The 24158-nt window shown below is 61.8% G+C and carries 21 protein-coding genes; 7 read left to right on the forward strand and 14 right to left on the reverse strand.

The window, feature by feature from the left end; translation table 11 throughout:
- Positions 1-159 precede the first annotated feature (159 nt).
- On the reverse strand, positions 160-690 hold the full coding sequence (locus CFII68_RS05450) for a bacterioferritin (protein ID WP_018611861.1): 531 nt from the start codon (positions 688-690) through the stop codon (positions 160-162).
- A gap of 57 nt (positions 691-747) precedes the next feature.
- Complete coding sequence (locus CFII68_RS05445; protein ID WP_018611864.1) at positions 748-1689, reverse strand: LysR substrate-binding domain-containing protein; 942 nt, start codon at positions 1687-1689, stop codon at positions 748-750.
- Positions 1690-1825: 136 nt separating this feature from the next.
- On the opposite strand from CFII68_RS05445, the gene CFII68_RS05440 reads away from it, so the two are divergent.
- The 4 genes from CFII68_RS05440 to CFII68_RS05425 all read left to right on the forward strand — a co-directional run bounded on the left by CFII68_RS05440 (position 1826) and on the right by CFII68_RS05425 (position 5218).
- Positions 1826-2464 (forward strand): FMN-dependent NADH-azoreductase, encoded by a 639-nt coding sequence (locus CFII68_RS05440; protein WP_018611866.1) that lies wholly within the window; start codon positions 1826-1828, stop codon positions 2462-2464.
- A 117-nt stretch (positions 2465-2581) separates the two neighbouring features.
- A complete protein-coding gene (locus CFII68_RS05435) occupies positions 2582-3472 on the forward strand; it encodes a triacylglycerol lipase (RefSeq protein ID WP_018611868.1) in 891 nt (296 codons plus the stop codon).
- A 210-nt stretch (positions 3473-3682) separates the two neighbouring features.
- Entirely contained in the window at positions 3683-3955 is a 273-nt protein-coding gene (locus CFII68_RS05430; RefSeq protein WP_018611870.1) for a PsiF family protein, read from the forward strand.
- A 249-nt stretch (positions 3956-4204) separates the two neighbouring features.
- Positions 4205-5218 (forward strand): AI-2E family transporter, encoded by a 1014-nt coding sequence (locus CFII68_RS05425; RefSeq protein ID WP_014336346.1) that lies wholly within the window; start codon positions 4205-4207, stop codon positions 5216-5218.
- A 135-nt stretch (positions 5219-5353) separates the two neighbouring features.
- Here the strand turns inward: CFII68_RS05425 and CFII68_RS05420 are convergent, their stop codons facing one another.
- Positions 5354-6628, reverse strand: coding sequence for an Hsp70 family protein (locus CFII68_RS05420; RefSeq protein WP_018611872.1), 1275 nt, complete (start codon positions 6626-6628; stop codon positions 5354-5356).
- Positions 6629-6923: 295 nt separating this feature from the next.
- Between CFII68_RS05420 and CFII68_RS05415 the strand changes: the two genes are divergently transcribed.
- From CFII68_RS05415 to CFII68_RS05405, 3 genes are all read left to right on the forward strand, one after another.
- The gene (locus CFII68_RS05415; protein ID WP_018611874.1) at positions 6924-7862 is read left to right on the forward strand and encodes a DnaJ C-terminal domain-containing protein; all 939 of its coding nucleotides are present in this window, start codon (positions 6924-6926) and stop codon (positions 7860-7862) included.
- A gap of 159 nt (positions 7863-8021) precedes the next feature.
- Positions 8022-8321 (forward strand): chaperone modulator CbpM, encoded by a 300-nt coding sequence (locus tag CFII68_RS05410; RefSeq protein ID WP_018611876.1) that lies wholly within the window; start codon positions 8022-8024, stop codon positions 8319-8321.
- Between the two features lie 111 nt (positions 8322-8432).
- Positions 8433-13475, forward strand: a complete 5043-nt coding sequence (locus CFII68_RS05405) for an NEL-type E3 ubiquitin ligase domain-containing protein (protein WP_018611878.1) — start codon at positions 8433-8435, stop codon at positions 13473-13475.
- A 199-nt stretch (positions 13476-13674) separates the two neighbouring features.
- Here CFII68_RS05405 and ureC read toward each other — a convergent pair whose 3' ends face one another.
- From ureC to urtA, 11 genes are all read right to left on the reverse strand, one after another.
- Positions 13675-15375, reverse strand: a complete 1701-nt coding sequence (gene ureC / locus CFII68_RS05400; protein WP_018611880.1) for an urease subunit alpha — start codon at positions 15373-15375, stop codon at positions 13675-13677.
- Positions 15376-15457: 82 nt separating this feature from the next.
- Positions 15458-15763, reverse strand: a complete 306-nt coding sequence (locus CFII68_RS05395; protein WP_003197343.1) for an urease subunit beta — start codon at positions 15761-15763, stop codon at positions 15458-15460.
- The gene (locus CFII68_RS05390) at positions 15760-16293 is read right to left on the reverse strand and encodes an N-acetyltransferase (protein ID WP_018611882.1); all 534 of its coding nucleotides are present in this window, start codon (positions 16291-16293) and stop codon (positions 15760-15762) included. Before CFII68_RS05390 ends, CFII68_RS05395 begins: the two co-directional genes overlap by 4 nt.
- A gap of 5 nt (positions 16294-16298) precedes the next feature.
- Positions 16299-16832 carry a GNAT family N-acetyltransferase gene (locus CFII68_RS05385; protein ID WP_018611884.1) on the reverse strand — a complete coding sequence of 178 codons (534 nt, stop codon included), beginning with the start codon at positions 16830-16832 and terminating at the stop codon, positions 16299-16301.
- 9 nt (positions 16833-16841) lie between these two features.
- The gene (ureA, locus tag CFII68_RS05380; protein WP_003197350.1) at positions 16842-17144 is read right to left on the reverse strand and encodes an urease subunit gamma; all 303 of its coding nucleotides are present in this window, start codon (positions 17142-17144) and stop codon (positions 16842-16844) included.
- A 304-nt stretch (positions 17145-17448) separates the two neighbouring features.
- Complete coding sequence (locus CFII68_RS05375; protein ID WP_018611887.1) at positions 17449-18291, reverse strand: urease accessory protein UreD; 843 nt, start codon at positions 18289-18291, stop codon at positions 17449-17451.
- A 30-nt stretch (positions 18292-18321) separates the two neighbouring features.
- On the reverse strand, positions 18322-19020 hold the full coding sequence (gene urtE / locus CFII68_RS05370; RefSeq protein WP_018611889.1) for an urea ABC transporter ATP-binding subunit UrtE: 699 nt from the start codon (positions 19018-19020) through the stop codon (positions 18322-18324).
- A 235-nt stretch (positions 19021-19255) separates the two neighbouring features.
- A complete protein-coding gene (gene urtD, locus CFII68_RS05365) occupies positions 19256-20125 on the reverse strand; it encodes an urea ABC transporter ATP-binding protein UrtD (protein WP_018611891.1) in 870 nt (289 codons plus the stop codon).
- A complete protein-coding gene (gene urtC / locus CFII68_RS05360; protein ID WP_018611893.1) occupies positions 20122-21201 on the reverse strand; it encodes an urea ABC transporter permease subunit UrtC in 1080 nt (359 codons plus the stop codon). Before urtC ends, urtD begins: the two co-directional genes overlap by 4 nt.
- Positions 21201-22697: an urea ABC transporter permease subunit UrtB gene (gene urtB / locus CFII68_RS05355; protein WP_033062853.1), complete on the reverse strand. Its 1497-nt coding sequence runs from the start codon at positions 22695-22697 to the stop codon at positions 21201-21203. Before urtB ends, urtC begins: the two co-directional genes overlap by 1 nt.
- Before the next feature lie 126 nt (positions 22698-22823).
- Positions 22824-24089, reverse strand: a complete 1266-nt coding sequence (gene urtA / locus CFII68_RS05350; protein WP_014336360.1) for an urea ABC transporter substrate-binding protein — start codon at positions 24087-24089, stop codon at positions 22824-22826.
- Positions 24090-24158: the final 69 nt, after the last annotated feature.

Raw genomic sequence — 24158 nt, forward strand, 5'->3', positions numbered from 1 at the left:
GAGCCGAACCAGTGCGCGCCGCTGCTGGAGCAGATGAAGGCGGGCAAGGCGCCGGTGACGGTCAAGCCGACCCGGTAGCCGACGGATTGCTGTGATGCTTAGGGCCCTTTCGCGAGCAAGCCCGCTCCCACAGGGAGGATTGCGCCGAAGCGAGGTGTATCAGAGGTCGGCGAGGATATCGGCCATGTCATCGGCATGCTCTTCTTCCTGGGCCAGGATGTCTTCGAAGATGCGCCGGGTGGTCGGGTCTTTTTCGCCAATGTACTGGATGATTTCCCGATAGCTGTCGATGGCGATGCGTTCGGCCACCAGGTCCTCGTACACCATTTCCTTGAGGGTGTTGCCCGCCACGTACTGGGCGTGGGAGCTGCGAGTCAACAGGTCGGGGTTGAACTCCGGCTCGCCGCCCAACTGCACGATGCGCTCGGCAAGTTTGTCGGCGTGTTCGGCTTCCTGGTTCGCGTGTTCGAGGAATTCATTGGCCGCCACGCTGGCCTTGAGGCCGGTGGCCATGAAGTAGTGGCGCTTGTAGCGCAGCACGCAGACCAGTTCGGTGGCCAGTGCTTCGTTGAGCAGGCGGACAACTTCCTGCTGATCGGCGCCGTAGCCTTCGGTCACTGCACCGTTCTGCACGTTCTGCCGTGCACGTTCGCGCAGGGTGGTTACATCGGATAAGTGCATGTCGCTCATCTCGTTCTCCTGGAGGCTGACCCGGTGGGAGCGTCACGCTCTGATGGCGCGATCACTCTAGGTCTGAGTGACACGGTCCTGAAAAAGTTTTACCGAGTTTTTCAGTGCATAGCCGGACAGCCGTGCTTCCTCCCCCAGCCACTGGAAGAACGCCCGCACCGGCGGGTGGCGTTCGCGGCCCGGGACGCACAGGGCGCTGTAGCCGGCGCCATTGACCTGGATGTCTGGGCGATAGCCCACCAGCAAACCACTGGCGATGCTTTCGGAAGCCAGGATATTGCTCGCCAGCACCAGGCCCTGCCCGGCAATCGCCGCTTGCAAGGCGTAATGCTCCTCGTCGTACTCGCGCATGCATGGCTGCCGGGTAAGCCAGGTTTCCCCGGCCTGGGCGCACCAGGCATCCCAACCATGGGCGTACAGCTTGGAGTTGTGCCAATGCACGCTGATCAGCGTCGGCACCTGCCGTGCTGCCAGCGCTACCTGTTCAGGCGAGCCATAGACCCCGAAGCTTTCATCGAACAGGCACATACCGTAGAGGTTCGGATAGGCGTCCAGGCTGTAGCGCACCACCAGGTCGACGCTGGCGTCCTGGTGCAGGTCGATCACCTCGCAGTGGGTGTCCAGGCGCACGTTGATGTTCGGGTGACGCGCATAAAAACGCCCCAGGCGAGGCACCAGCCACAGGGCGGCAAACGCTGCGGTGGTGGACAGTGTCAGGTGGCTGGTGCTGCGTTGCGGGCGCAGGGTGTCGACGCTTTGTGCCACTTCCAGCAACGCCCCATGCAGGCTGTGGAACAAGCGTTGCCCGCCGTCGGTGAGGCGTACCTGGCGTGGCAGGCGTTCGAACAGCGCCAGCCCCAGCCAGCTCTCCAGGGATCGAATCTGATGGGAGACCGCCGTAGGCGTCACCGACAGCTCCGCCGCAGCCGCCTTGAAGCTGAGCAACCGCGCGGCAGCCTCGAAGGCGCGCAGGGCGTTGAGCGGCAGGTTGGCGAACATCTGAACTCTCCTGAAAATACTATGGATGAAATTAATTCATCTTGATGAATTAGCGCTCATTTGTCTGTCAGCAGCGCTGGGCTTCAAGCTGAAGGGCACAAGCAGTGTCGATTGTAGCCGGATAAAGGATATTCAGATGAGCAAGATTCTTGTAGTACATGGCAGTCCCCGTGGCGAGCGCTCTCATTCCCGGCGCTTGGCCGAGGCCTTTGTTTCAGCGTGGCAGGCCGCCCATCCACAATCCCAATTGACCCGTCGCGAAGTTGGACGGACGGTGATTGCGCCGGTCAACGAAGCGTTCATCGCCGCGGCGTTCTACCCTGAGCCCCAGGCTCGACCGTTGATCATGCAAGCGGACCTGGCCCTGAGCGATGCCTTGGTCGAGGAGTTGCAAGCCCATGACCGACTGGTGATCTCCGCGCCCATGCACAACTTCAGCGTGCCCAGCGGCGTGAAGGCCTGGATCGACCAGATCGTGCGCATCGGGCTGACGTTCAACCACAGCCTGGATAACGGCGTGTCGCACTACGAGCCGCTGTTGCAGGGCAAGAAAGCCCTGATCGTGACCAGTCGCGGCGATTTCGGTTTCGGGCCTGGCGGCCCGTTGGAAAGCATGAATCACGCCGACACACTGTTGCGCACCGTCCTGGGGTTTATCGGCATCAGCGATGTGACGGTGGTGGCGGCCGAAGGCGAAGAATCGGCCGAGCGCAGCTTTGCGTTGTCCTGCGCCGAGGCCGAGGAGCGTTTGCTGGCCTTGGCGCGGTCCTTCTGAGAGGGGCTGCTGCGCAGCCTAACGGGAGCAAGCGCCCTCGCCACGGATTCATCTGGGTGTCATAGACTGGTCATCATCGGTACCGATGCTGACCCTCTTGATCACAAGGATGTCGCCATGTCGCAGCGCTGCGCCACTCGTTACCCGCTGGTACTGGTTCCGGGCATGCTCGGGTTCATACGCCTGGTGCTGTATCCGTACTGGTATGGGATCGTCTCGGCGTTGCGTCGCGGCGGGGCCGTGGTCGTGGCGGTGAAGGTTTCGCCGCTGCATTCTTCCGAGGTGCGCGGCGAGCAATTGCTGGCACGGATCGAGGAGATCCTGCGGCAAACCGGTGCGCAGAAGGTCAATTTGATCGGCCACAGCCAAGGCAGCCTCACCGCCCGCTATGCAGCCGCCAAGCGCCCGGACCTGGTGGCGTCGGTCACATCGGTGGCCGGCACCAACCACGGTTCCGAACTGGCCGATTACCTGCAACTCCACTACCCCGCCGACAGTGCCAAGGGGCGTGTGCTCAGTGCCGTGCTGCGGCTGATCAGCGCCCTGATGAGCCTGCTGGACACCGGCTATCGCGGGCCGAAGCTGCCGGTAGATGTCCACGCTTCCCACGCCTCCCTGACCACCGCCGGGGTGGGGGTGTTCAACCAACGTTATCCACAGGGCCTGCCGGTTACCTGGGGCGGGAATGGGCCGGAAGAGGTCAATGGCGTGCGCTATTACTCGTGGTCCGGCACCTTGCAGCCGGGCAAGACCGACAAGGGGCGCAACCTGTTCGACGGCACCAACCGCAGTTGCCGTTTATTTGCTCGCACCTTTGTAAGGGAGGCGGGGCAATGCGACGGCATGGTCGGACGCTACAGCTCGCACCTAGGCACGGTCATCGGCGATGACTATCCGTTGGACCACTTCGACATCGTCAACCAGTCGCTGGGGCTGGTGGGCAAGGGGGCTGATCCGATCCGGTTGTTTGTCGAGCATGCCGAGCGGTTGAAGGCGGCCGGGTTGTAGCCCGTAGGACCGCGTTATCGTTCATCGCGAGCAGGCTCGCTCCCACATTCGACCGAGTTTCTTCAGGAAGAATGCGGTCCCCTGTGGGAGCGGGCTTGCTCGCGAAAGCGGTAGTTCAGGCACTGAGAATCTCTTGGGTGAAGGTGTAACAGGCTTTGTCTACACTGCACCTCATCGCCACCCTCTCGTGTGGCAGCCAGGAGAAACACCATGAAGATGCTGCGTGTGCCTTTGTTGATGATCGGTTTATTGCTGTGTTCCCAGAGCTTCGCCGAGACGGCGCAGCAGACCAAGATGACCACCTGCAACGCCGACGCCACCGCCAAGGCCCTCAAGGGCGACGAGCGCAAAGCCTTCATGAGCACTTGCCTCAAGGCTACCCCGCAGGATCGCATGAAAACCTGCAACGCCACCGCCACCACCCAGGCGTTGAAGGGCGATGCCCGCAAGGCGTTCATGAGTGAGTGCCTGAAGAAAAAATAAGCGTTGAGCCCATGAGCCCTATCGTCGGATCGCCGCCCGGAGCAAGCTCGCTCCCACTGGTGGGTCTGTATTGCCCGGTCCAGGGTGGGAGCGAGCTTGCTCCGGGCGGCGTTCCGACGATGGGGCCGGCACAGCCACCGCAAAAAAAACCCTGAACTGCGACGAAGGTCGGCCGATACAATCCCTAGTGCTGCCAGTGGAAGGCTGGCAGACTGCCGATCCTTTCACGCCGTTTTGTCCTGAGGCTGTATGCCAACGTTTTCTCAGCGTCATGTGTTGTTGGTGATCAGTTGGGTGATCATTTTTGGTGGGCTGTTGCTGGTGCTGCCGTTGCGTCTGTTGCCGAGTTTGCTGGCCGGGCTGCTGGTGTTCGAACTGGTCAACATGCTCACCCCGCAGTTGCAGCGATTGATCGAAGGCCGCCGCGCTCGCTGGCTGGCGGTGGCGTTGCTGGGCACGCTGGTGGTCAGTGTGCTGACGTTGATCTTCGCCGGTGCCTTCAGTTTCCTGCTGCATGAAGCGGAAAACCCAGGCGCGTCCCTGGACAAGTTCATGGCGGTGGTCGACCGCGCCCGTGGGCAATTGCCGCCGTTCATCGACGCTTACCTGCCGGCCAGCGCCGCCGAGTTCCGGGTGGCGATCGGTGACTGGGTGAGCAAGCACCTTAGTGATCTGCAACTGGTGGGCAAGGACGCGGCTCACATGTTCGTGACGTTGCTGATCGGCATGGTGCTGGGGGCCATCGTTGCCCTGCAGCGCATCCCCGACCTGACCAAGCGCAAACCCCTGGCCGCGGCGCTGTTCGATCGGCTGAACCTGCTGGTCAAGGCGTTTCGCAACATCGTCTTCGCCCAGATCAAGATTTCCCTGCTCAACACCTTCTTCACCGGGATTTTCCTCGCGGTGGTGCTGCCGCTGTTCGGCATCCAGCTACCGTTGACCAAGACCCTGATCGTGATGACGTTCCTGCTGGGGCTGCTGCCGGTCATTGGCAACCTGATGTCCAACACCCTGATCACCATCGTCGCCTTGTCGTTGTCGATCTGGGTGGCGGTCGCGGCGCTGGGTTACCTGATCGTGATCCACAAGCTCGAATACTTCCTCAACGCACGTATCGTCGGCGGGCAGATCAGCGCCAAGTCCTGGGAGTTGCTCATGGCGATGCTGGTGTTCGAAGCCGCATTCGGCCTGCCGGGGGTGGTGGCGGGACCGATTTATTATGCGTACCTCAAGAGTGAGTTGAAGCAGGTGGGGATGGTCTGATCCAAGGGGTGTGTTGTCTGATCTGACGCCTTCGCGAGCAAGCCCGCTCCCACAGTTTGACCGAGTTCCTTCAGGAAGAGTGCGGTTCAAGTGTGGGAGCGGGCTTGCTCGCGAAAGGCGCACCTCGGTCTGGGATCAGGCCTGAGTGCCGTACCGCTTCATCGCCTCGATCGCCAACCCGCTGCCGATACTGCCGAAGATATTGCCTTCCACATGCCGCGCCTGGGGCAGCATCGCCGAGACGCTGTTGCGCAGCGCCGGGATGCCGCTGGAACCGCCGGTGAAGAACACCGTGTCGACCTGATCGACCCGCACGTTGGCATCGTTGAGCAACTGCGTGACGCTGCCGCGTACCCGCTCCAGCAAGCCGTCGATGGCCGACTCGAACAAGGCCCGGCTCAGGTCCACGCTCAGGCCTGGCTCGATCCGGTCCAGCGGCACGTGGCGCTGGTCGGCGTGGGTCAGCTCGATCTTGGTTTCTTCCACTTCCATCGCCAGCCAGTGCCCGGCGCGCTGTTCGATCAGCTTGAACAGCCGGTCGATGCCGCCGGTGTCTTCGATGTCGTAGCGCATGCTGCCCAGGGCCAGGGTGGATTTTTGCGAGTACACCGCGTTGATGGTGTGCCAGGTCGCCAGGTTCATGTGGTGACTGGTGGGCATGTAGGCGCCGCTTTTCATGCGGCTGCCGTAGCCGAACAGCGGCATCAGGCCGGCCAGCGAGAGTTGCTTGTCGAAATCGGTCCCGCCGATGTGCACGCCACCGGTGGCGAGGATGTCGGCGTGGCGGTTGTCGTGGGTGCGCCGCTCGGGGGACAGGCGCACCAGGGAGAAGTCCGAAGTACCGCCGCCGATGTCGACGATCAGCACCAGCTCTTCTTTCTCGATGGTCGATTCATAGTCGAATGCCGCTGCGATAGGCTCGTACTGGAAGGAAACTTCCTTGAAACCGATGGCGCGGGCGACGTCCACCAAGGTGTTTTCCGCTTCCTGGTCGGCCATTTCATCGTCGTCGACGAAAAACACCGGGCGCCCCAGCACCACTTCTTCGAATTCCCGACCGGCGGTGTCTTCGGCGCGTTTCTTCAATTGGCCGATGAACAGCCCCAGCAGATCCTTGAACGGCATGGCCGTGCCCAACACGCTGGTGTCGTGCTTGATCAGCTTGGAGCCCAACAGGCTCTTGAGCGAGCGCATCAGCCGGCCTTCATAGCCTTCCAGGTATTCGTGCAGGGCCAGGCGGCCATACACCGGACGGCGCTCCTCGAGATTGAAAAAGACCACCGAGGGCAGGGTGATCTTGTCATCCTCCAGCGCGATCAACGTTTCCATGCCGGGGCGCAGCCAGCCGACAGTGGAGTTGGACGTGCCAAAGTCGATGCCGCAGGCACGGGCCGGGGATGCGTTTTTCATGTCTTTCGGGTTCCAGTTGAAAAAACGGCCGCGCAGTGTATGTCAGTGCGAGGCGGATTCGAAGGCCGGTTATCCGCTAATTCGCAATCGTCGGCCTTGAAAGCGGCCCTTATACCCCCAAACTTGCTGGCATGGGCCTGGTAGCACACGGCGGTACAAGAACCGCCACCGGCTGCCGATAAACTTCTGAAGCGCCGCCCGGTCACAAACCTTGAGATTGGTCAAACTCCGGGGCTTGTACCACGAGCATGCTGTGCATGGCGGTGCTATATCGATAACGGATGGTGATCCTTCAATGGACTTCAAAGACTATTACAAGATCCTGGGTGTCGAGCCGACGGCCGACGACGCCACGATCAAGGCCGCCTATCGCAAACTGGCGCGCAAGTACCACCCGGATGTGAGCAAGGAAAAGGACGCCGAAACCAAGTTCAAGGACGTCTCCGAAGCCTATGAAGCGCTGAAAAGCGCCGACAAACGCGCCGAATACGACGACCTGCGCCGCTACGGCCAGCACGGCCAGCCGTTCCAGGGCCCGCCGGGTTGGCAGAGCCGTGGTGGTTTTGGCGGCCAGGACACCGGCGACTTCTCGGACTTCTTCAGTTCGATTTTTGGTAATCGCGGGCCGGGTTTCGGTGGCGGACAGTCAGGTCGCAGCGCCGGCCGTCGAGGGCAAGACGTGGAAATGGAATTACCGATCTTCCTGGAAGAGACCCTGTCGAGCGAGTCGAAAAAGGTCAGCTTCCAGGTGCCGCAGTACAACGCGGCCGGCCAGCATGTGAGCAACACCAGCAAAAGCCTGAACGTGAAGATCCCACTGGGCGTGACCGACGGCGAACGCATCCGCCTCAAGGGCCAGGGTGCGCCAGGTATCGGTGGCGGCGCCAATGGCGATTTGTACCTGACCATTCGCTTCGCGCCGCACCCCAAGTTCGACGTCGAAGGCCAGGACCTGATCATCACCTTGCCCCTGGCACCGTGGGAATTGGCGCTGGGTACGGAAGTGGCGGTGCCGACCCTCACCGGCAAGATCAACCTCAAGGTCCCGGCCGGCAGCCAGAACGGCCAGCGCATGCGCGCCAAGGGCCACGGCCTGCGCAACAAGGCCGGCGAGCGCGGCTACCTGTTCGTGCAACTCAAGGCCGTGATGCCCAAGACCAGCGACGAGGCGGTCAAGGCGTTGTGGGCGGAACTGGCGAAGAAAGCCGCGTTCGATCCGCGGGAGAATTTCTGAACACATCAAATGTGGGAGCAAGGCTTGCCCGCGATGAATGCAACTCGATCTCCAGGAATTGAGGCACCTCTGTCGCGAGCAAGCTTTGCTCCCACAGATCCCGTTCACAAGGGTAGGCGGGGCTAGACTCGACAGTTACAGCATTGGGAGAAGCAGACCATGAGCAACCCGATCATTGAACTGAACCTGCTGGAATTCTGTGAAGCCGCCGCATTGGCCGATGTCCATGTGATCGAAATCGTCGAGCATGGCATCCTTGAACCCCACGGCGCGGCCCCGACGGATTGGCGTTTTACCGATTACGAACTGGCCCTGGCCAAGCGTGCCGCGAAGCTGCGACACGACCTGGACCTGGAGTGGGAAGGCGTCGCCCTGGCGCTGGACCTGCTGGAAGAAGTCCAGCAACTGCGGGCCGAGAACCGTCGGCTGCGTCAGCAACTGGGGCGTTGGGTGGAATGAAAGCGGCGGGCCTGGACGACATTCGGGTCGAGAAAAGCGATAAATAGTTACCGCACTCACCGCTCAAAGGCTGGTTAGGCTCGGGTTTTCCACCCTCAAGGATGACCCGATATGCCAGAACCGATTCTTGGCCCTGTGCGCCCCGAAAGCCGCGGCCTGCACTTGGACCTGCTCAAGGCCCGTATTCCCGGCTGGTACAGCGGCGCTATCGTGCAGCGTCAGCAGGCGCTGAGCGACCATGAGCTGGAACTTCCAGACTGGTACGTGAAGACTTCCCACGAAACCAGAACCAGCCTCAAGCACAGTCACTCCCGCTACCGCGAAACCCTGAACCAGATCGACAATGTGCTGGGCAACATCCAGGACCTCCGCGCCTTTGCCGAGCCGCTGCTTGCCCAGGCGATCCAGACTGAATTCAAGCAAACACTGAACGTCAACCAGGTGTATTTCGTCCGCAAGTACGGACTCAAGATGCGCGATGATTTTTTTGGCGCGCTCGTCCTCGATAACGAGGGCAGTCATTTCGATCGCTACGAATACCGCGGAACTTCGCTGTTGGAGGCCGCGCTGGCCAATTTCGATCCCGACGAAGAGAACAAACCCGGCTGCACCGACTGCAGCCTCATTACCACGGTGCGTCCGTTTTATGGTGGCGAGGTTATGCCTTCTATCAACGCCTTTCGCGCCGGGGAGTTGCCGATCGCGCCCGAGGCCTTTGCCCGGCTGTGCCGCAAACTGGACCTGGGACGCCGGTATCAAGAACACATCAACGCCATCGTACGGCCGATCAACCACGAGGTACGCAGCCAGTTGGATCGCCAACTGCGCGACCATCACAAAGAGGGATTGGCGTTGTGTGTCGAGGTGGCCAGGGCCAAGGGCGACATCAGCGTGGCCGTCTACCGAATGTTGCAGCAAGTGGTCAGCGACCAACGCGCGATCTTGCTTGATGGCCGGGCGGTGACGTTCACCTCATTGAGCATTTTCGGTATCGAGCTGGTTGGTCCGGTGCTGATCGGCCCCGACCGTGAAAGCAGTCGCCGGGTGGAGCGGGTCGTGGCCTATATGCCGGGCGATCCCGAACAGCCTCTCAAGGAATATGCGTCCAGCGCTGAATTCATGGTCGATCTTCGGCGGCGCCTGCACGGTATCGCTTACCGGCGATTCTTCAGTCGTTTTGTGCCGTTGCGTCAGCAAGGCGCTTTTTTCGAGCAGTTCAACCACCTCTATCAATCTTCCGCAGAGGCAGATGATCAGGTCGATTTCCCTCTCAAATCGTCGTTGCGGAATCTGCCCATGGCAACGGCAGCCTTTCCCGAACCTTTATGGGAATCGCTGCGTCTCAGGCAGATCCAGAAGATCCAGGTCGATGCCCGGGCGGTGGCGGTGCCCACCGGTGATGAGGACAAGAAAGCGCGTCTGGCGCGGCTGGACAGTTACCTGGATGCCGTGATCGATGTCTTCAACCTGGCAGCGTTCGTGGTGCCAGGGCTTGGACCGCTGATGCTGACGGTAGGCGCCGTGCAGATGTTCAACGAAGCGTTCGAGGGCATCGAAGCGTTCGAACGTGGGGAGACCCGGGAAATGTGGGCGCACTTCTCAAGCGTGGCCCTCAACACGGCATTCGTCGCCACCGGCGCGGCGGTGTTGCCGCACATTCAATGGTCGAGCACGGTGGATCAGTTGGAGCCGGTGCAACTGGCCAACGGTGAATCACGCCTCTGGCGCCCCGACCTGACGCCTTATCAGAGTGTGCGGGAACCCCCCGCGACCTCGGTTCCGGATGATCAAGGGCTGTACCGGGTCGATGGCCGGGACGTTGTGCCGCTGGACGGCCAGCATTACGAGGTGCAACAGGATCCGACGACCCAGCGCTATCGCATTCGTCACCCTTCCCGGGGGCCGGACGCTTATCAGCCCGGGCTGACGGACAACGGCAGCGGTGCCTGGAGCCATGAACTGGAACAGCCGCGAAGCTGGGAGGGGGCGAGGTTGATGCGCCGACTCGGCCATTGCGTCAAGGACTTCAGTGACGCTGATCTGGAGCAGATCCGTACGGCCAGTGGTACGAGCGAGGAGGTGCTGCGGCGGCTGCATGTCGAGGGCGAGCCGATGCCTGCTTTGCTGGCCGACACGATCAAGCGCTTCGACCTGTGCCGACAAGTCGACCGTTTCATTGAGCAACTGCAAAGCGAAGACCCGCTGCGGTATGAAGCAGCCGATCCGATGACCCAGCTGCATCTACTCGCTGGCTACGGTCCTTGGCCAAAGGGGCTGAGATTGATGGTGGTCGACGGTTCGGGCAAGACGCTTTGGGAATATGCGCGTCCATCGGAAGGGTGCGCCCCGGTTCGAGATGTCATCATCCCCGAGGGGAAAGTCCGCACGCCTTCGGTGCTGAAGAATCTGATCCAGGCGGTGGATGCTGCGGGGGGCGACCTGTTGGTCGGTACGACCCCGGCGATTGCGAAAACGAATATGGACGCTCGGGTCCGGCAGTTGCGCAAAAATCTCGCCGCCGTGGTGGCGCGTGAAAAGGTGCAACTGTTCAACGATCATTACGCCAAAGGTGACGTGTCGAGCGACCCGCGTGCAACGCTGATCAAATCCCGTTTCCCCTCGGTTCCGGCGGCGGCAATCGACCAGATAGTAGCGTTTGCCAGCCCGACCGAGCATCAGCAGATGGCCGCTTGGGACTTCACGGATGCCACCCAGACCAAACCCATCCCACTGCGCATCGCCGAGGAGCTGCGTGACTACCAGCGAGCGCTGCGTTTGAACCGGGCATACGAAGGTTTACACCGTGAAACGCTGGCCACGGCTGACACGCCTCGGTTGGCGTTGGCGACCTTGAAAACCTTGCCCGGTTGGAGTGATACGGTGCGCATCGAGCTGCGCGAAGATGACGTTTCAGGCGTTGTGATCGGGAGTATCGGGCCACAAGACCCGACGCAGACCAAGATCGTGGTCAAGGACGATGAGCGTTACAAGGCCTTTGACGACAAAGGCAATGACCTGAGCCACTGGGGGAGTCTCTACGATGCCTTGCAGCATGCCCTCCCGGATGCCGAGCGTCAGGCCATGGGCCGGCCTTCGATTCATCAGGGCAATCTCTTGCAAGCGGCTATTGGTTCAACGCCATTAGGCCGAGCCGCGCTGGCGCAGGTCTTGAAAATGCAACCGCTCAAACCCTCCTTCAAGTCGCCGATGCGCCTGGCTTCGGGCAAAGTTGGCTATCCCATGAGTGGGGTACGGGAGCGGCTGGGCCTGGGCCGATCGCGGGAACGTCGGGTGCTGGAGTTGTACCCGGACTATACGAGCGAGCAAGTCCAGAGCCTGCTGCGGTCCTTGGGTGATGAAGCCGTTCCGGAACTCAAGCGGCGTAAAATCGAGTTGGATACGCTGCGCCGGGAACTGGATCACTGGGCCAGCCTCCCCCTGATACTGGATGTGGGTAATGATCGTATCCGGCGGGTGCCGCCAGCGATCAGGCAAGGGGTGGCTGAGCGCATCAAACGGTGCTGGAGGCGCCAGACGCCGGTCGTTACGGCGGTGGATGGCAGCAGGGTCGGGTATGAGCTTGATTTGAGTGGGCAGGACGTAGGAACGTTGCCGGGCCTGTCGGCCGACTTTAGCCATGTGGCCTCGCTAAAGCTTCGAGACATGAGGTTGTCGGAACCCTCCTGCGACAGATTCCTCACGGGCTTCTCCTCGCTTCGCTGGTTGGACATGTCCAGCAACAGGTTGACCGGTATTCCTGCATCGCTGGGGTTGATGAATAGTTTGACCAGGCTGCAGTTGCGGTCGAATCAAATCAGGCTGACACCCCGCGGCATTCAGATCCTGGAGGGGCGTGCCAGTCTGAAAATGCTCAATCTGGATCATAATTCGCTGGGCCGGTTACCGGACTTCAGCCCTCTGACCGACCTGCGCGGATTGAGTCTGAGGGACACTGGAATTGACACCTGGCCTACCGGTTTGCGCGATCAGCCGCTGGAACAGATTGATTTACGCAACAACCAACTGACCGATGTGCCGGCTGATCTGACTTCCCCGCCAGCCGAGCGTGCTCATGCCACGGCACGTGTCAATGGCGTGACCCTGATCCAAGGCAATCCGTTGAGCGAGGCGACCCAGCAGCGCTTGCGTGATTACTGGACGAACCTCCTGCCCTTGCATCCCGAATGGGTGGCCTTGCGTTTGCCCGGCGCGTTTGAGCCTGCCCCGGCGCAAAGGCTGTCGAATGTGGATTTATGGTTGCGAGACCTGCCCACGGAGCAATTGCAGGACAAAAAGGCGTTGTGGCAAAGCCTGAAGGCTGAAGCCCAGTCCAGGGAGTTTTTTCAGCTGTTGAGCCGATTGGCCGGCTCCTACCAGGAAGTGGAAAATTATCCGGACCTCCAGGCGCGTGTCTGGCAGATGCTTGAAGCGATCAGGGATTCCACCGAGTTGCGGCGTGAACTGTTCGACCTGGCTGGCGCGCCGGCGTGTGAGGATCGCGCCGCGTTGTCCTTCAGCTACCTGGAAATCAAATTGATGATCCACAACGCCAAGGCCCTGACGGTGGGAGAACAGGAGGCTGTGGCGCTGATCCGGCTGGCCAAGGGGCTGTTTCGCCTCGATGAGGTGGAGCGCATTGCCCTGCAGGATATCCAGCAGCGGCGTGACACGATCAATGCCCGCCGGGATCTCACCACCGCGCAAAAGAACCTGCTCATCAGGCAGATCGAAGAAGTAGAGGTGCGCCTGGCCTACCGTGTCGGCCTCAAGGATCGACTGGAACTGCCCGGACAGCCCAAGGGTGGGCGATTTATCCAGGTGGCCGGCGTTACCACAGAGATGCTCAATGCGGCGGCAGCCGAGATCATCGCGCTGGATGATTCACCGAAGCAATTGCAGTCGCTGGTTGGCCGGGACTTCTGGATCGATTACCTGAAGCAAAAACGCGCGAGCCTTTTCCAGGCGATGAATGATGCCCTCATCGCCAATCAGCTTGCGCTGGATGAGGCGAAAGCGGCCGGAACCCTGGAGGAGCCCGACTATGTCAGCCAATCCGAGACACTGGGCTTGCAACACAAGGTCAAGGAAGCGGAGCTGATCCAGTTATTGACCAAAGAGGAGCTGGAGGCCCTGCTGGAAAGCACGGACCTGTAAGACGACCCCGTTCCCGCCTGGATCAATGAACCCTGTGGCGAGGGGATTTATCCCCGCTGGGCTGCGAAGCAGCCCCAAAGCCGGCCACCGCGATGTATCAGGTTGATGTGATCAGTTTTTTAGGGCTGCTGTGCAGCCCAGCGGGGATAAATCCCCTCGCCACATGTAACTGTTGGCCGGATACCCAGTGTGATTCAACTCAAAACAGGAAATACCGCTGCGCCATCGGCAGCACTTCAGCTGGTTCGCACCACAGCAATACGCCGTCGGCCTTGACCTGGTAGGTCTGTGGGTCAACGTCGATGCTCGGCAGGTAGTCGTTGTGGATCAGGTCGGTCTTCTGCACATCGCGGCAGCCTTTGACCACGGCGATTTTCTTCTTCAGCCCAAGCTGTTCCGGCAACCCGGCCTCGGCGGCGGCCTGGCTGATGAAGGTCAGGCTGGTGGCATGCCGCGAGCCGCCAAAGCTTGCGAACATCGGTCGGTAGTGCACCGGTTGTGGCGTCGGGATCGAGGCGTTGGCGTCACCCATCAGGCTGGCGGCTATCGCCCCGCCCTTGAGGATCAACGTCGGCTTGACACCGAAGAACGCCGGGCGCCACAGCACCAGGTCGGCCCACTTGCCCACTTCGATGGAACCCACTTCATGGCTGATGCCGTGGGTGATCGCCGGGTTGATGGTGTACTTGGCGATGTAGCGCTTGATGCGGAAGTTGTCGTTGCCTTCGCCGTCGCCGGGCAGGGCGCCGCGTTGCTTCTTCATCTTGTCGGCGGTCTGCCAGGTGCGCGTGATGACTTCGCCGACGCGGCCCATGGCCTGGCTGTCGGAGCTGATCATCGAGAAGGCACCGAGGTCATGGAGAATGTCTTCGGCGGCGATGGTTTCGCGACGAATGCGGCTTTCGGCGAAGGCCACGTCTTCGGCAATGCTCGGGTCCAGGTGATGGCAGACCATCAGCATGTCCAGGTGTTCGTCGATGGTGTTGCGGGTGAACGGCCGGGTCGGGTTGGTGGAGCTGGGCAGCACGTTGGCGAAGCCGCAGGCCTTGATGATGTCCGGCGCATGACCGCCACCGGCACCTTCGGTGTGGTAGGTGTGGATGGTGCGGCCCTTGAAGGCGGCGAGGGTGGTTTCGACGAAGCCCGATTCGTTGAGGGTGTCGGTGTGGATCGCCACCTGCACGTCGTACTGGTCGGCCACGCTCAAGCAGTTGTCGATGGCGGCCGGGGTGGTGCCCCAGTCTTCGTGCAGCTTCAGGCCGATGGCCCCGGCCTTGACCTGCTCGATCAGCGGTTCCGGTAGGCTGGCGTTGCCCTTGCCGGTGAACCCGATGTTCATCGCGAAGGCATCGGCGGCCTGGAGCATGCGCGCCAGGTGCCATGGGCCGGAGGTACAGGTGGTGGCGTTGGTCCCGGTGGCGGGACCGGTGCCGCCGCCGATCATGGTGGTGACGCCGCTCATCAGCGCTTCTTCGATCTGCTGGGGGCAGATGAAATGGATGTGGGTGTCGATGCCGCCGGCGGTGAGGATCATGCCTTCGCCGGCGATCACTTCGGTGCTGGCGCCGATGGCGATGGTCACGTCGGGCTGGATGTCCGGGTTGCCGGCCTTGCCGATGGCCGCGATGCGTCCGTCCTTGAGGCCGACATCGGCTTTGACGATGCCCCAGTGATCGATGATCAGCGCGTTGGTGATCAAGGTGTCGACGACCTCGGCGGCCAGCAGCTGGCTCTGGCCCATGCCGTCGCGAATCACCTTGCCGCCGCCGAATTTCACTTCTTCGCCGTAGGTGGTGAAGTCCTTTTCCACTTCGATCCACAACTCGGTGTCGGCCAGGCGGACCTTGTCACCGACGGTGGGGCCGAACATGTCGGCGTAGGCTTGTCTCGAAATCTTCATGTGCTCGCCTTGAGGTTTCCTGATCGTTCCCACGCTCTGCGTGGGAATGCCGCCATGGACGCTCTGCGTCCGCTTGTGAGACCTAAAGGTTGCCCATGACCCGCCCGGCAAACCCGAACACCCGGCGATGCCCGGCCAGGTCCACCAGTTCCACCTCGCGGCTCTGGCCCGGTTCGAAGCGCACCGCGGTGCCGGCCGGGATGTTCAAGCGCATGCCACGGCTGGCGGCGCGGTCGAAGGTCAGGGCGTCGTTGGTTTCGAAAAAGTGATAGTGCGAACCAACCTGGATCGGCCGGTCGCCGCTGTTGGCGACGTTCAGCGTGAGCGTGCGGCGACCGACGTTGAGTTCGATGTCGCCAGGCTGGACCTGGTATTGCCCTGGAATCATTGCGGTTGCCCCAAAGTCTTGTAGTAAATGGTGGTCGCGGTATACGTCCCGTCCGGGCTCTGGCAGTAGTCGGGCAGCTCGCCGACGCGGGTGTAGCCCATGGCCCGGTAGAATGCCTCGGCCTCGGAGCCGGCCTGGGTGTCCAGGTACAGCAGGCCGCGCTTGTGCTGGCGGGCGCCGAGTTCCAGGGCACTCATCAATTGCTGGCCCAGGCCACGACGGCGGGCCTCGCCGCGCACCAGCAGCTTCTGCACTTCAGCGCGGTTGAGGCCGTTGGGCTTCTGGCACAGGGCAAGCTGGACGCTGGCCTGCACCTGTTCATCCTTGACCACCACCCACAGCAGCAGGTGGCCCTGGTTGAGGCTGGCCTGGACCTCGTCGAAATAGGCGCGGGCCTGGTCGGCATCGAGATCGGCCAGGAACCCCACGCTGGCGCCGTATCCGACGGCGTCGAGCAACAGATCGATCAGGCCCTGGCGATAATGCGCAAAGCTTTCAGCGTGGACACGACGTAACTGGGCGGGGTTCATAGGCATCACTCCTTGTCGAAGACGGGCGGTTGCGCCCCGGGATTGAGGACCAACTGCATGAAAGTCAGATCCAGCCAGCGGCCGAACTTGGTACCCACCTGGGGCATCTGCCCGGTGGTGACGAAACCGGCGCGCTCGTGCAGGCGAATCGAGGCGGCATTGCCGCTCTCGATGGCGGCGACCATCACGTGTTTGCCGCAGCCCCTGGCGCGCTCGATCAATGCGCTCATCAACAACGGGCCGAGGCCATTGCCGCGCTGGTCGCGGCAGACGTAGACCGAATGCTCCACGGTGTGCCGGAAACCGTCGAAAGGCCGCCAGTCGCCGAATGAAGCGTAGCCGAGCACGTTCTCCTCGGCGTCGACCATCACCAGCACCGGATAGCCTTGGGATTGTCGGGCGCTGAACCACGCCTGGCGATTGCCCAGGTCCACGGCCTGTTCGTTCCAGATCGCGGTGGTGTTCAGTACCGCGTCGTTGTAGATATCGCGGATCGCTGGAAGGTCTGCCAGTTGGGCGTCACGGACGTGGTGCGTCATTGCGTGGCCTCAGGCGATGGGCTGGTGGACGGTGACCAGTTTGGTGCCGTCGGGAAACGTCGCCTCGACCTGGATCTCGGGGATCATTTCCGGAATGCCTTCCATCACCTGCTCGCGGCTCAGCAGCGTGGTGCCGTAGTGCATCAGCTCGGCCACGGTCTGGCCGTCACGGGCGCCTTCGAGCAGGGCGGCGGAGATATAGGCCATGGCCTCCGGGTAGTTGAGCTTCAGGCCACGGGCCAACCGTCGTTCGGCGACGAGGCCAGCGGTGAAGATCAGCAGCTTGTCTTTTTCGCGTGGGGTCAGGTCCATGTGCAATCCATAAGGGCAGATAAAAAATTCGGGCCGTAAACACAGATACCTGTGGGGACAGGCCTGTGGGAGCCAAACCTGTAAAAGCAAACCTGTAAAAGCAAACCTGTGGGAGCCAAACCTGTAAAAGCAAAACCTGTGGGAGCAAAGCTTGCTCGCGATAGCAGCGCTTCGGTCTATCAGAAAGACCGCGTCATCGTTCATCGCGAGCAAGCTTTGCTCCCACAGAAATTCATTGCTTCCACTCCATTGCTCCCACAGAAATTCATTGTTTGCATGCCATTGCTCCGACAGGAAAGCAGATTCATGTACTCCAGATTCTCGGAGGCACGGCCTCTCTTCCAAGCAATGCAGGCCTGAGCAAGCGCCACAATTCAATCAACCACCCCCGCGCCAGCAACGCCTCACTTGCCAGGCAGCGGGCCACGACCAGGCCGGGCAATTGGGTCAGGTCGCCGCGCACGGCATGGTCCAGGGATCGGCACTGCTCCAACAGCTCGCTGTCGATCTCGCCGGTCACCAGCAACGTGGCAAACACCGGATCACCGTCCAGCCCGATGGGTGAGTCGAGCAACCCATCACCGCCCACAATGCGCTGGCGTTCATGCCACAGCAACTGGCCGTCGCGGCGAATGTCCAACCGTGACTGGAAATGCCCCAGGTCGAACCGCTCGCCGCTGGCCGGTCGGCCGAGGGCAACCATGTCCCAGTAGAACAGGCGCCCGTCGCCCTGCAGGTCGATGCTCGTGCTGAGTTCGGCCTGGGCCGCGCTGAAGACGATGGTTTCCTGGGGCAGCCATTCCAGGGTCGCACCGGGGGCCACGCTCAGGGTCAACTGCTGGTACGCAGGGGCGGCGGCGCGATACCACTTGGCCGCGCCGGGGCTGGTCAACTGCGCCCAGGCGCCCGGGCCGACGTGGGCCGAGATGTCCAGGCGGTCACCGCCGGCAATCCCGCCAGGCGGGTGGACGATGATGTGCTGGCACACCTCGGGACCCTCGGCGTACAAGTGCTTCTGCACCCGCAACGGACCTTTGTGGCGGCGCTGAACCGGACGTGTGCAGTCGCCGAATCGGGCATAACCCAAGTCCAGCTCGGCGTGCCAGCTGGGGGTGAACAGGGCTGATGGCGATACAGGTAGATTCATGATTTTCTAATGATCGTCGGGACGCTAAGACTAGATCGTAACCAGCCCGCGCACACCCTCGGCTTCCATATTTTCTCCACGGCCCTGCTGCACGATCTCGCCCCGGGACATCACCAGGTATTGATCGGCCAGCTCGGCGGCGAAGTCGTAGAACTGCTCCACCAGCAAAATCGCCATGTCGCCCCGGGCCGCCAGTTTCTTGATCACCACGCCGATCTCCTTGATCACCGAGGGCTGGATGCCTTCGGTGGGCTCGTCGAGAATCAGCAGGCGTGGACGGCTGGCCAGGGCCCGGCCAATGGCGAGCTGCTGTTGCTGGCCGCCGGACAGGTCACCGCCACGGCGCTGTTTCATTTGCAGCAGCACCGGGAACAATTCGTAGATGAATGCCGGCACTTCCTTGGCTTCGGAGCCGGGAAAGCGCGACAGGCCCATCAGCAGGTTTTCTTCCACCGTCAGCCGCCCGAAAATCTCCCGGCCCTGGGGCACGTAGGCGATGCCGGCATGCACCCGTTGGTGTGGCTTGAACGTAGTGATGGCTTTGCCTTCCCAGTTCACCGCGCCTTCCTTGGCCGGCAACAGGCCCATCAGGCATTTGAGCAGGGTGGTCTTGCCCACGCCGTTGCGCCCCAGCAGGCAGGTCACCTCGCCGACCTTGGCGTCGAACGACAGGCCACGCAGGATGTGGCTACCGCCGTAGTACTGGTGCAGTTTGTCGACTTGCAGCATGTCTTGAATTCCCCTCAAGTCCCCTGTGGGAGCAATAGCTTTCTGTAGAAGCAACCTTTCTGTAGAAGCAATACCTTTCTGTAGAAGCAATACCTTTCTGTGGGAGCAAAGCTTGCTCGCGATGAACGATAACGCGGTCCTTCCGATAGACCGAGGCGCCGCTATCGCGAGCAAGCTTTGCTCCCACAGGCTCACTCCCACACGCCCGCTCCCGCAGGGGGATGTGTTTGCAGGTCTAGCGACCGAGATACACCTCGATCACCCGCTCATTTTCCTGCACCTGTTCCAGCGACCCTTCGGCCAGCACGCTGCCCTGGTGCAGCACGGTGACGTGGTCGGCAATCGCGCCGACGAAGCCCATGTCGTGCTCCACCACCATCAGCGAATGCTTGCCCGCCAAGGACTTGAACAGCTCGGCGGTGAACTCGGTCTCGGCGTCGGTCATGCCCGCCACCGGTTCGTCGAGCAACAGCAATTGCGGGTCTTGCACCAGCAGCATGCCGATCTCCAGGAACTGCTTCTGCCCGTGGGACAGCAGCCCGGCGGCGCGGTTGACCGAGGTGGTGAGGCGGATAGTCTCGAGCACTTCGTTGATACGGTCGTGCTGCTCGCCAGTGAGTTTCGCCCGCAGGCTGGCCCACACCGACTTGTCGGTCTTGAGCGCCAGCTCCAGGTTCTCGAACACGCTCAACGCTTCGAACACCGTAGGCTTCTGGAACTTGCGACCGATGCCGGCCTGGGCGATCGCCACTTCGCTCATGCTGGTCAGGTCCAGGGTTTCACCAAACCAGGCCTTGCCATGGCTGGGACGGGTCTTGCCGGTGATCACGTCCATCAGCGTGGTCTTGCCGGCGCCGTTGGGGCCGATGATGCAGCGCAACTCGCCGACGCCGATGTACAGGTTCAAATCGTTCAAGGCCTTGAAGCCGTCGAAACTGACGCTGATGTCTTCCAGGGTCAGGATGGTGCCGTGGCGGGTGTTCAGGCCCACGCCGGCTGCTTGGCCGAGGCCGATGGCGTCGCGGCTGCTGCCAGCGTCCTGGTTGGGTTCCGGCGGGAAGAAGGCGGGTTCGAGCATGAATTCGGCACTCGCTGTGATTCTCATTGTTCACCTCTTTTCTTCAGCAGACCGATCACGCCCTTGGGCAGATACAGGGTCACGACGATGAACAGCGCACCGAGGAAAAATAGCCAGTACTCAGGAAACGCCACGGTGAACCAGCTCTTCATGCCGTTGACTACGCCGGCACCCAGCAGCGGTCCGATCAGTGTGCCGCGCCCGCCAAGGGCGACCCACACGGCGGCTTCGATGGAGTTGGTCGGCGACATTTCGCTGGGGTTGATGATGCCCACCTGCGGCACGTACAACGCCCCGGCCAAGCCGCACAACACCGCGCTCAACACCCAGACGAACAGCTTGAAACCACGGGGGTCGTAGCCGCAGAACATCAGGCGGTTTTCCGCGTCGCGCAGGGCGGTCAGCACCCGGCCGAACTTGCTGCGGGCCAGGCGCCAGCCGATGAACAGGCTCGCCACCAGCAACAACACCGTGGCGAAAAACAGCACCGCGCGGGTGCCCGGCTCGGTGATGCCAAAGCCCAGGATCGAGCGGAAATTGGTGAAGCCGTTGTTGCCGCCAAACCCGGTTTCGTTGCGGAAAAACAACAGCATCCCGGCGAAAGTCAGGGCCTGGGTCATGATCGAGAAATACACGCCCTTGATCCGCGAACGGAAGGCGAAGAAACCGAACACCAGCGCCAGCAAACCCGGCGCCAGCACCACCAGGCACATGGCCCAGAGGAAGCTGTCGGTGCCGGCCCAGTACCAGGGCAGCTCGGTCCACGACAAGAAGGTCATGAACGCCGGCAAGCCATCGCCAGCGGCCTGGCGCATCAGGTACATGCCCATGGCGTAGCCGCCCAGGGCGAAGAACAGGCCATGGCCCAGGGAGAGCAAGCCGGCATAGCCCCAGACCAGGTCCAGGGCCAGGGCGACGATGGCGTAGCAGAGAATCTTGCCCACCAGGGTCAGGGTATACGCCGAGACGTGCAGCGGATTGTCCGCCGCCAGCAGCGACAGTAGCGGCAAGCTCAACAGCACGGCCAGGATCAGCATGCCAACGGCGAGGGTAACTTTGGGACCGGCCTTTTGCGTGGCCGTGAGCATCAGGGGCTGGTTCATCAGTCGATTACCCGTCCTTTGAGCGCGAAGAGGCCTTGCGGACGCTTCTGAATGAACAGAATGATCAGCGCGAGGATCAGGATCTTGCCGAGCACGGCGCCGATCTGCGGTTCGAGGATCTTGTTGGCGATGCCCAGGCCGAACGCGGCGAACACGCTACCGGCCAACTGGCCGACGCCGCCGAGCACCACCACCAGGAACGAGTCGATGATGTAGCTCTGGCCCAGGTCCGGACCGACGTTGCCGATCTGGCTCAGGGCCACGCCACCCAACCCGGCGATGCCCGAGCCGAGGCCGAAGGCGAGCATGTCCACCCGCCCGGTGGGCACGCCGCAGCAGGCGGCCATGTTGCGGTTCTGGGTCACGGCGCGGACGTTCAGGCCCAGGCGCGTCTTGTTCAGCAACAGCCAGGTCAGCACCACCACGAACAGCGCGAAGGCAATGATCACGATGCGGTTGTATGGGAGCACCAGGTTCGGCAATACCTGAATGCCGCCCGACAGCCAGGCCGGGTTGGCGACTTCGACGTTCTGCGCGCCGAACACCAGGCGCACCAGTTGGATCAGCATCAGGCTGATGCCCCAAGTGGCGAGCAGGGTTTCCAGTGGACGCCCATAGAGGTGGCGAATCACCGTGCGCTCCAGGGCCATGCCGATGGCGGCGGTGATGAAAAACGCCACCGGCAGGGCGATCAGCGGATAGAACTCGATGGCGTTCGGGGCGAAGCGCTGGAACAGCATCTGCACCACATAAGTGGAGTAGGCACCCAGCATCAGCATTTCGCCGTGGGCCATGTTGATCACCCCCAGCAGGCCGAAGGTGATCGCCAGGCCGAGGGCGGCGAGCAGCAGGATCGAACCCAGGGACATGCCGCTGAAGGCTTGGCCCAGCAACTCGCCCACCAGGAGTTTGCGTTTGACCTGGCTGAGGCTGGTTTCGGCAGCAGTGCGCACAGCGGCATCGGTTTCGACGCCGGGTTCGAGCAAACCTTCCAGGCGGGTGCGGGCCAGCGGATCGCCGGTTTCCCCCAGCAGGCGGACGGCGGCCAGGCGTACGTTCGGGTTGGCGTCTACCAGTTGCAGGTTCGCCAGGGCCAGGCTCAGGGCGGCGTGTACATCTTCATCCTGCTCGCCGGCCAGTTGCCGATCAAGAAACGCCAGTTGGGCGGGGCGGGCGCTTTTTTGCAGTTGCTGCGCGGCAGCCAGGCGTACGTGGGCATCGACGGCGAGCAGTTGATGGCTGGCGAGGGCGGTTTCGATCAGCCCGCGCAAGCGGTTGTTCAGACGCAGGGTCTTGGGTTGGCCATCGACGGTCAACTGGCCTTGTTGCAGGGCGTTGATCAGTTCGACGCGCTCAGGCTCCGGCTGCGCGGCCCAGCTTTCCAGGAGTTTGGCCTGCTGGGTCGGGTTGGCGGCGACGAAGTCTTCGGCGTCGCCGGCGTGTGAGGCCATTGGTAGCAGCAAGCATGCTAGAAGGAACAAACGATAAAGGGACATAGCTACGTCCTGTAAGGCGACGACGGACCCTGTGGGAGCAAAGCTTGCTCGCGATGGCGGTATGTCTGGATGACCGCGATCGTGAGCAAGCTTTACTCCCACAGAGTTAGGGGCTTGTTCCCAGGCTCAGTTGCTCTTCACCGCATAGTCAGGCTTCTTGTCGTTGCCAGCGATGAACGGGCTCCAAGGCTGGGCGCGGATCGGGCCTTCGGTCTGCCAGACCACGTTGAACTGACCGTCGGCCTGGATCTCGCCGATCATCACTGGCTTGTGCAGGTGATGGTTGGTCTTGTCCATGGTCAGGGTGTAGCCCGACGGTGCGGCGAAGGTCTGGCCGGCCAGGGCTTCGCGGACTTTGTCGACGTCGGTGGACTTGGCTTTTTCCACGGCTTGGGCCCACATGTGGATGCCGACGTAGGTGGCTTCCATCGGGTCGTTGGTCACGGCTTTGTCGGCGCCTGGCAGGTTCTTGGCCTTGGCGTAGGCTTTCCAGGAATCGACGAATTTCTTGTTCGCCGGATTCTCCACGGATTCGAAGTAGTTCCACGCCGCCAGGTTACCCACCAACGGTTTGGTGTCGATGCCGCGCAGTTCCTCTTCGCCCACGGAGAACGCCACGACCGGTACGTCGGTGGCTTTCAGGCCCTGGTTCGCCAGTTCTTTGTAGAACGGCACGTTGGAGTCGCCGTTGACCGTGGAAATGACGGCGGTCTTGCCGCCGGCCGAGAACTTCTTGATGTTGGCCACGATGGTCTGGTAGTCGCTGTGGCCGAACGGGGTGTAGACCTCTTCGATGTCTTTGTCTGCCACGCCTTTGGAGTGCAGGAACGAGCGCAGGATCTTGTTGGTGGTGCGCGGGTAGACGTAGTCGGTGCCCAGCAGGAAATAACGCTTGGCGCTGCCGCCTTCTTCGCTCATCAGGTATTCCACCGCCGGAATCGCCTGCTGGTTCGGCGCGGCGCCGGTGTAGAACACGTTTGGCGACATCTCTTCACCTTCGTATTGCACCGGGTAGAACAGCAGCCCATTGAGCTCTTCGAACACCGGCAGCACGGATTTACGCGACACCGAGGTCCAGCAGCCGAACACCACGGCGACCTTGTCCTGGGTCAGCAACTGACGGCCTTTTTCGGCGAACAGCGGCCAGTTCGACGCCGGGTCCACGACCACCGCTTCAAGCTTCTTGCCGTTCACACCACCCTTGGCGTTGATCTCATCAATGGTCATCAGCGCCATGTCCTTGAGGGACGTCTCGGAGATCGCCATGGTGCCGGACAGCGAATGCAGGATGCCGACCTTGATGGTCTCGGCGGCCTGGACGGTCCAGGCCATGCCCATCGCGGCAATGCTTGCCGAGAGTGTAAAAGCCTTGATCAAGCTACGACGCTTCATTGTGCGATCTCCGTGGACTTATGAATTTTTTTTGAGGGCAGATGCAAACGCTGAAAGCGCTTTTGCAAG

This window comes from Pseudomonas sp. CFII68, assembly GCF_000416195.1.
GTDB classification, from domain to species: Bacteria; Pseudomonadota; Gammaproteobacteria; order Pseudomonadales; family Pseudomonadaceae; genus Aquipseudomonas; species Aquipseudomonas kilonensis.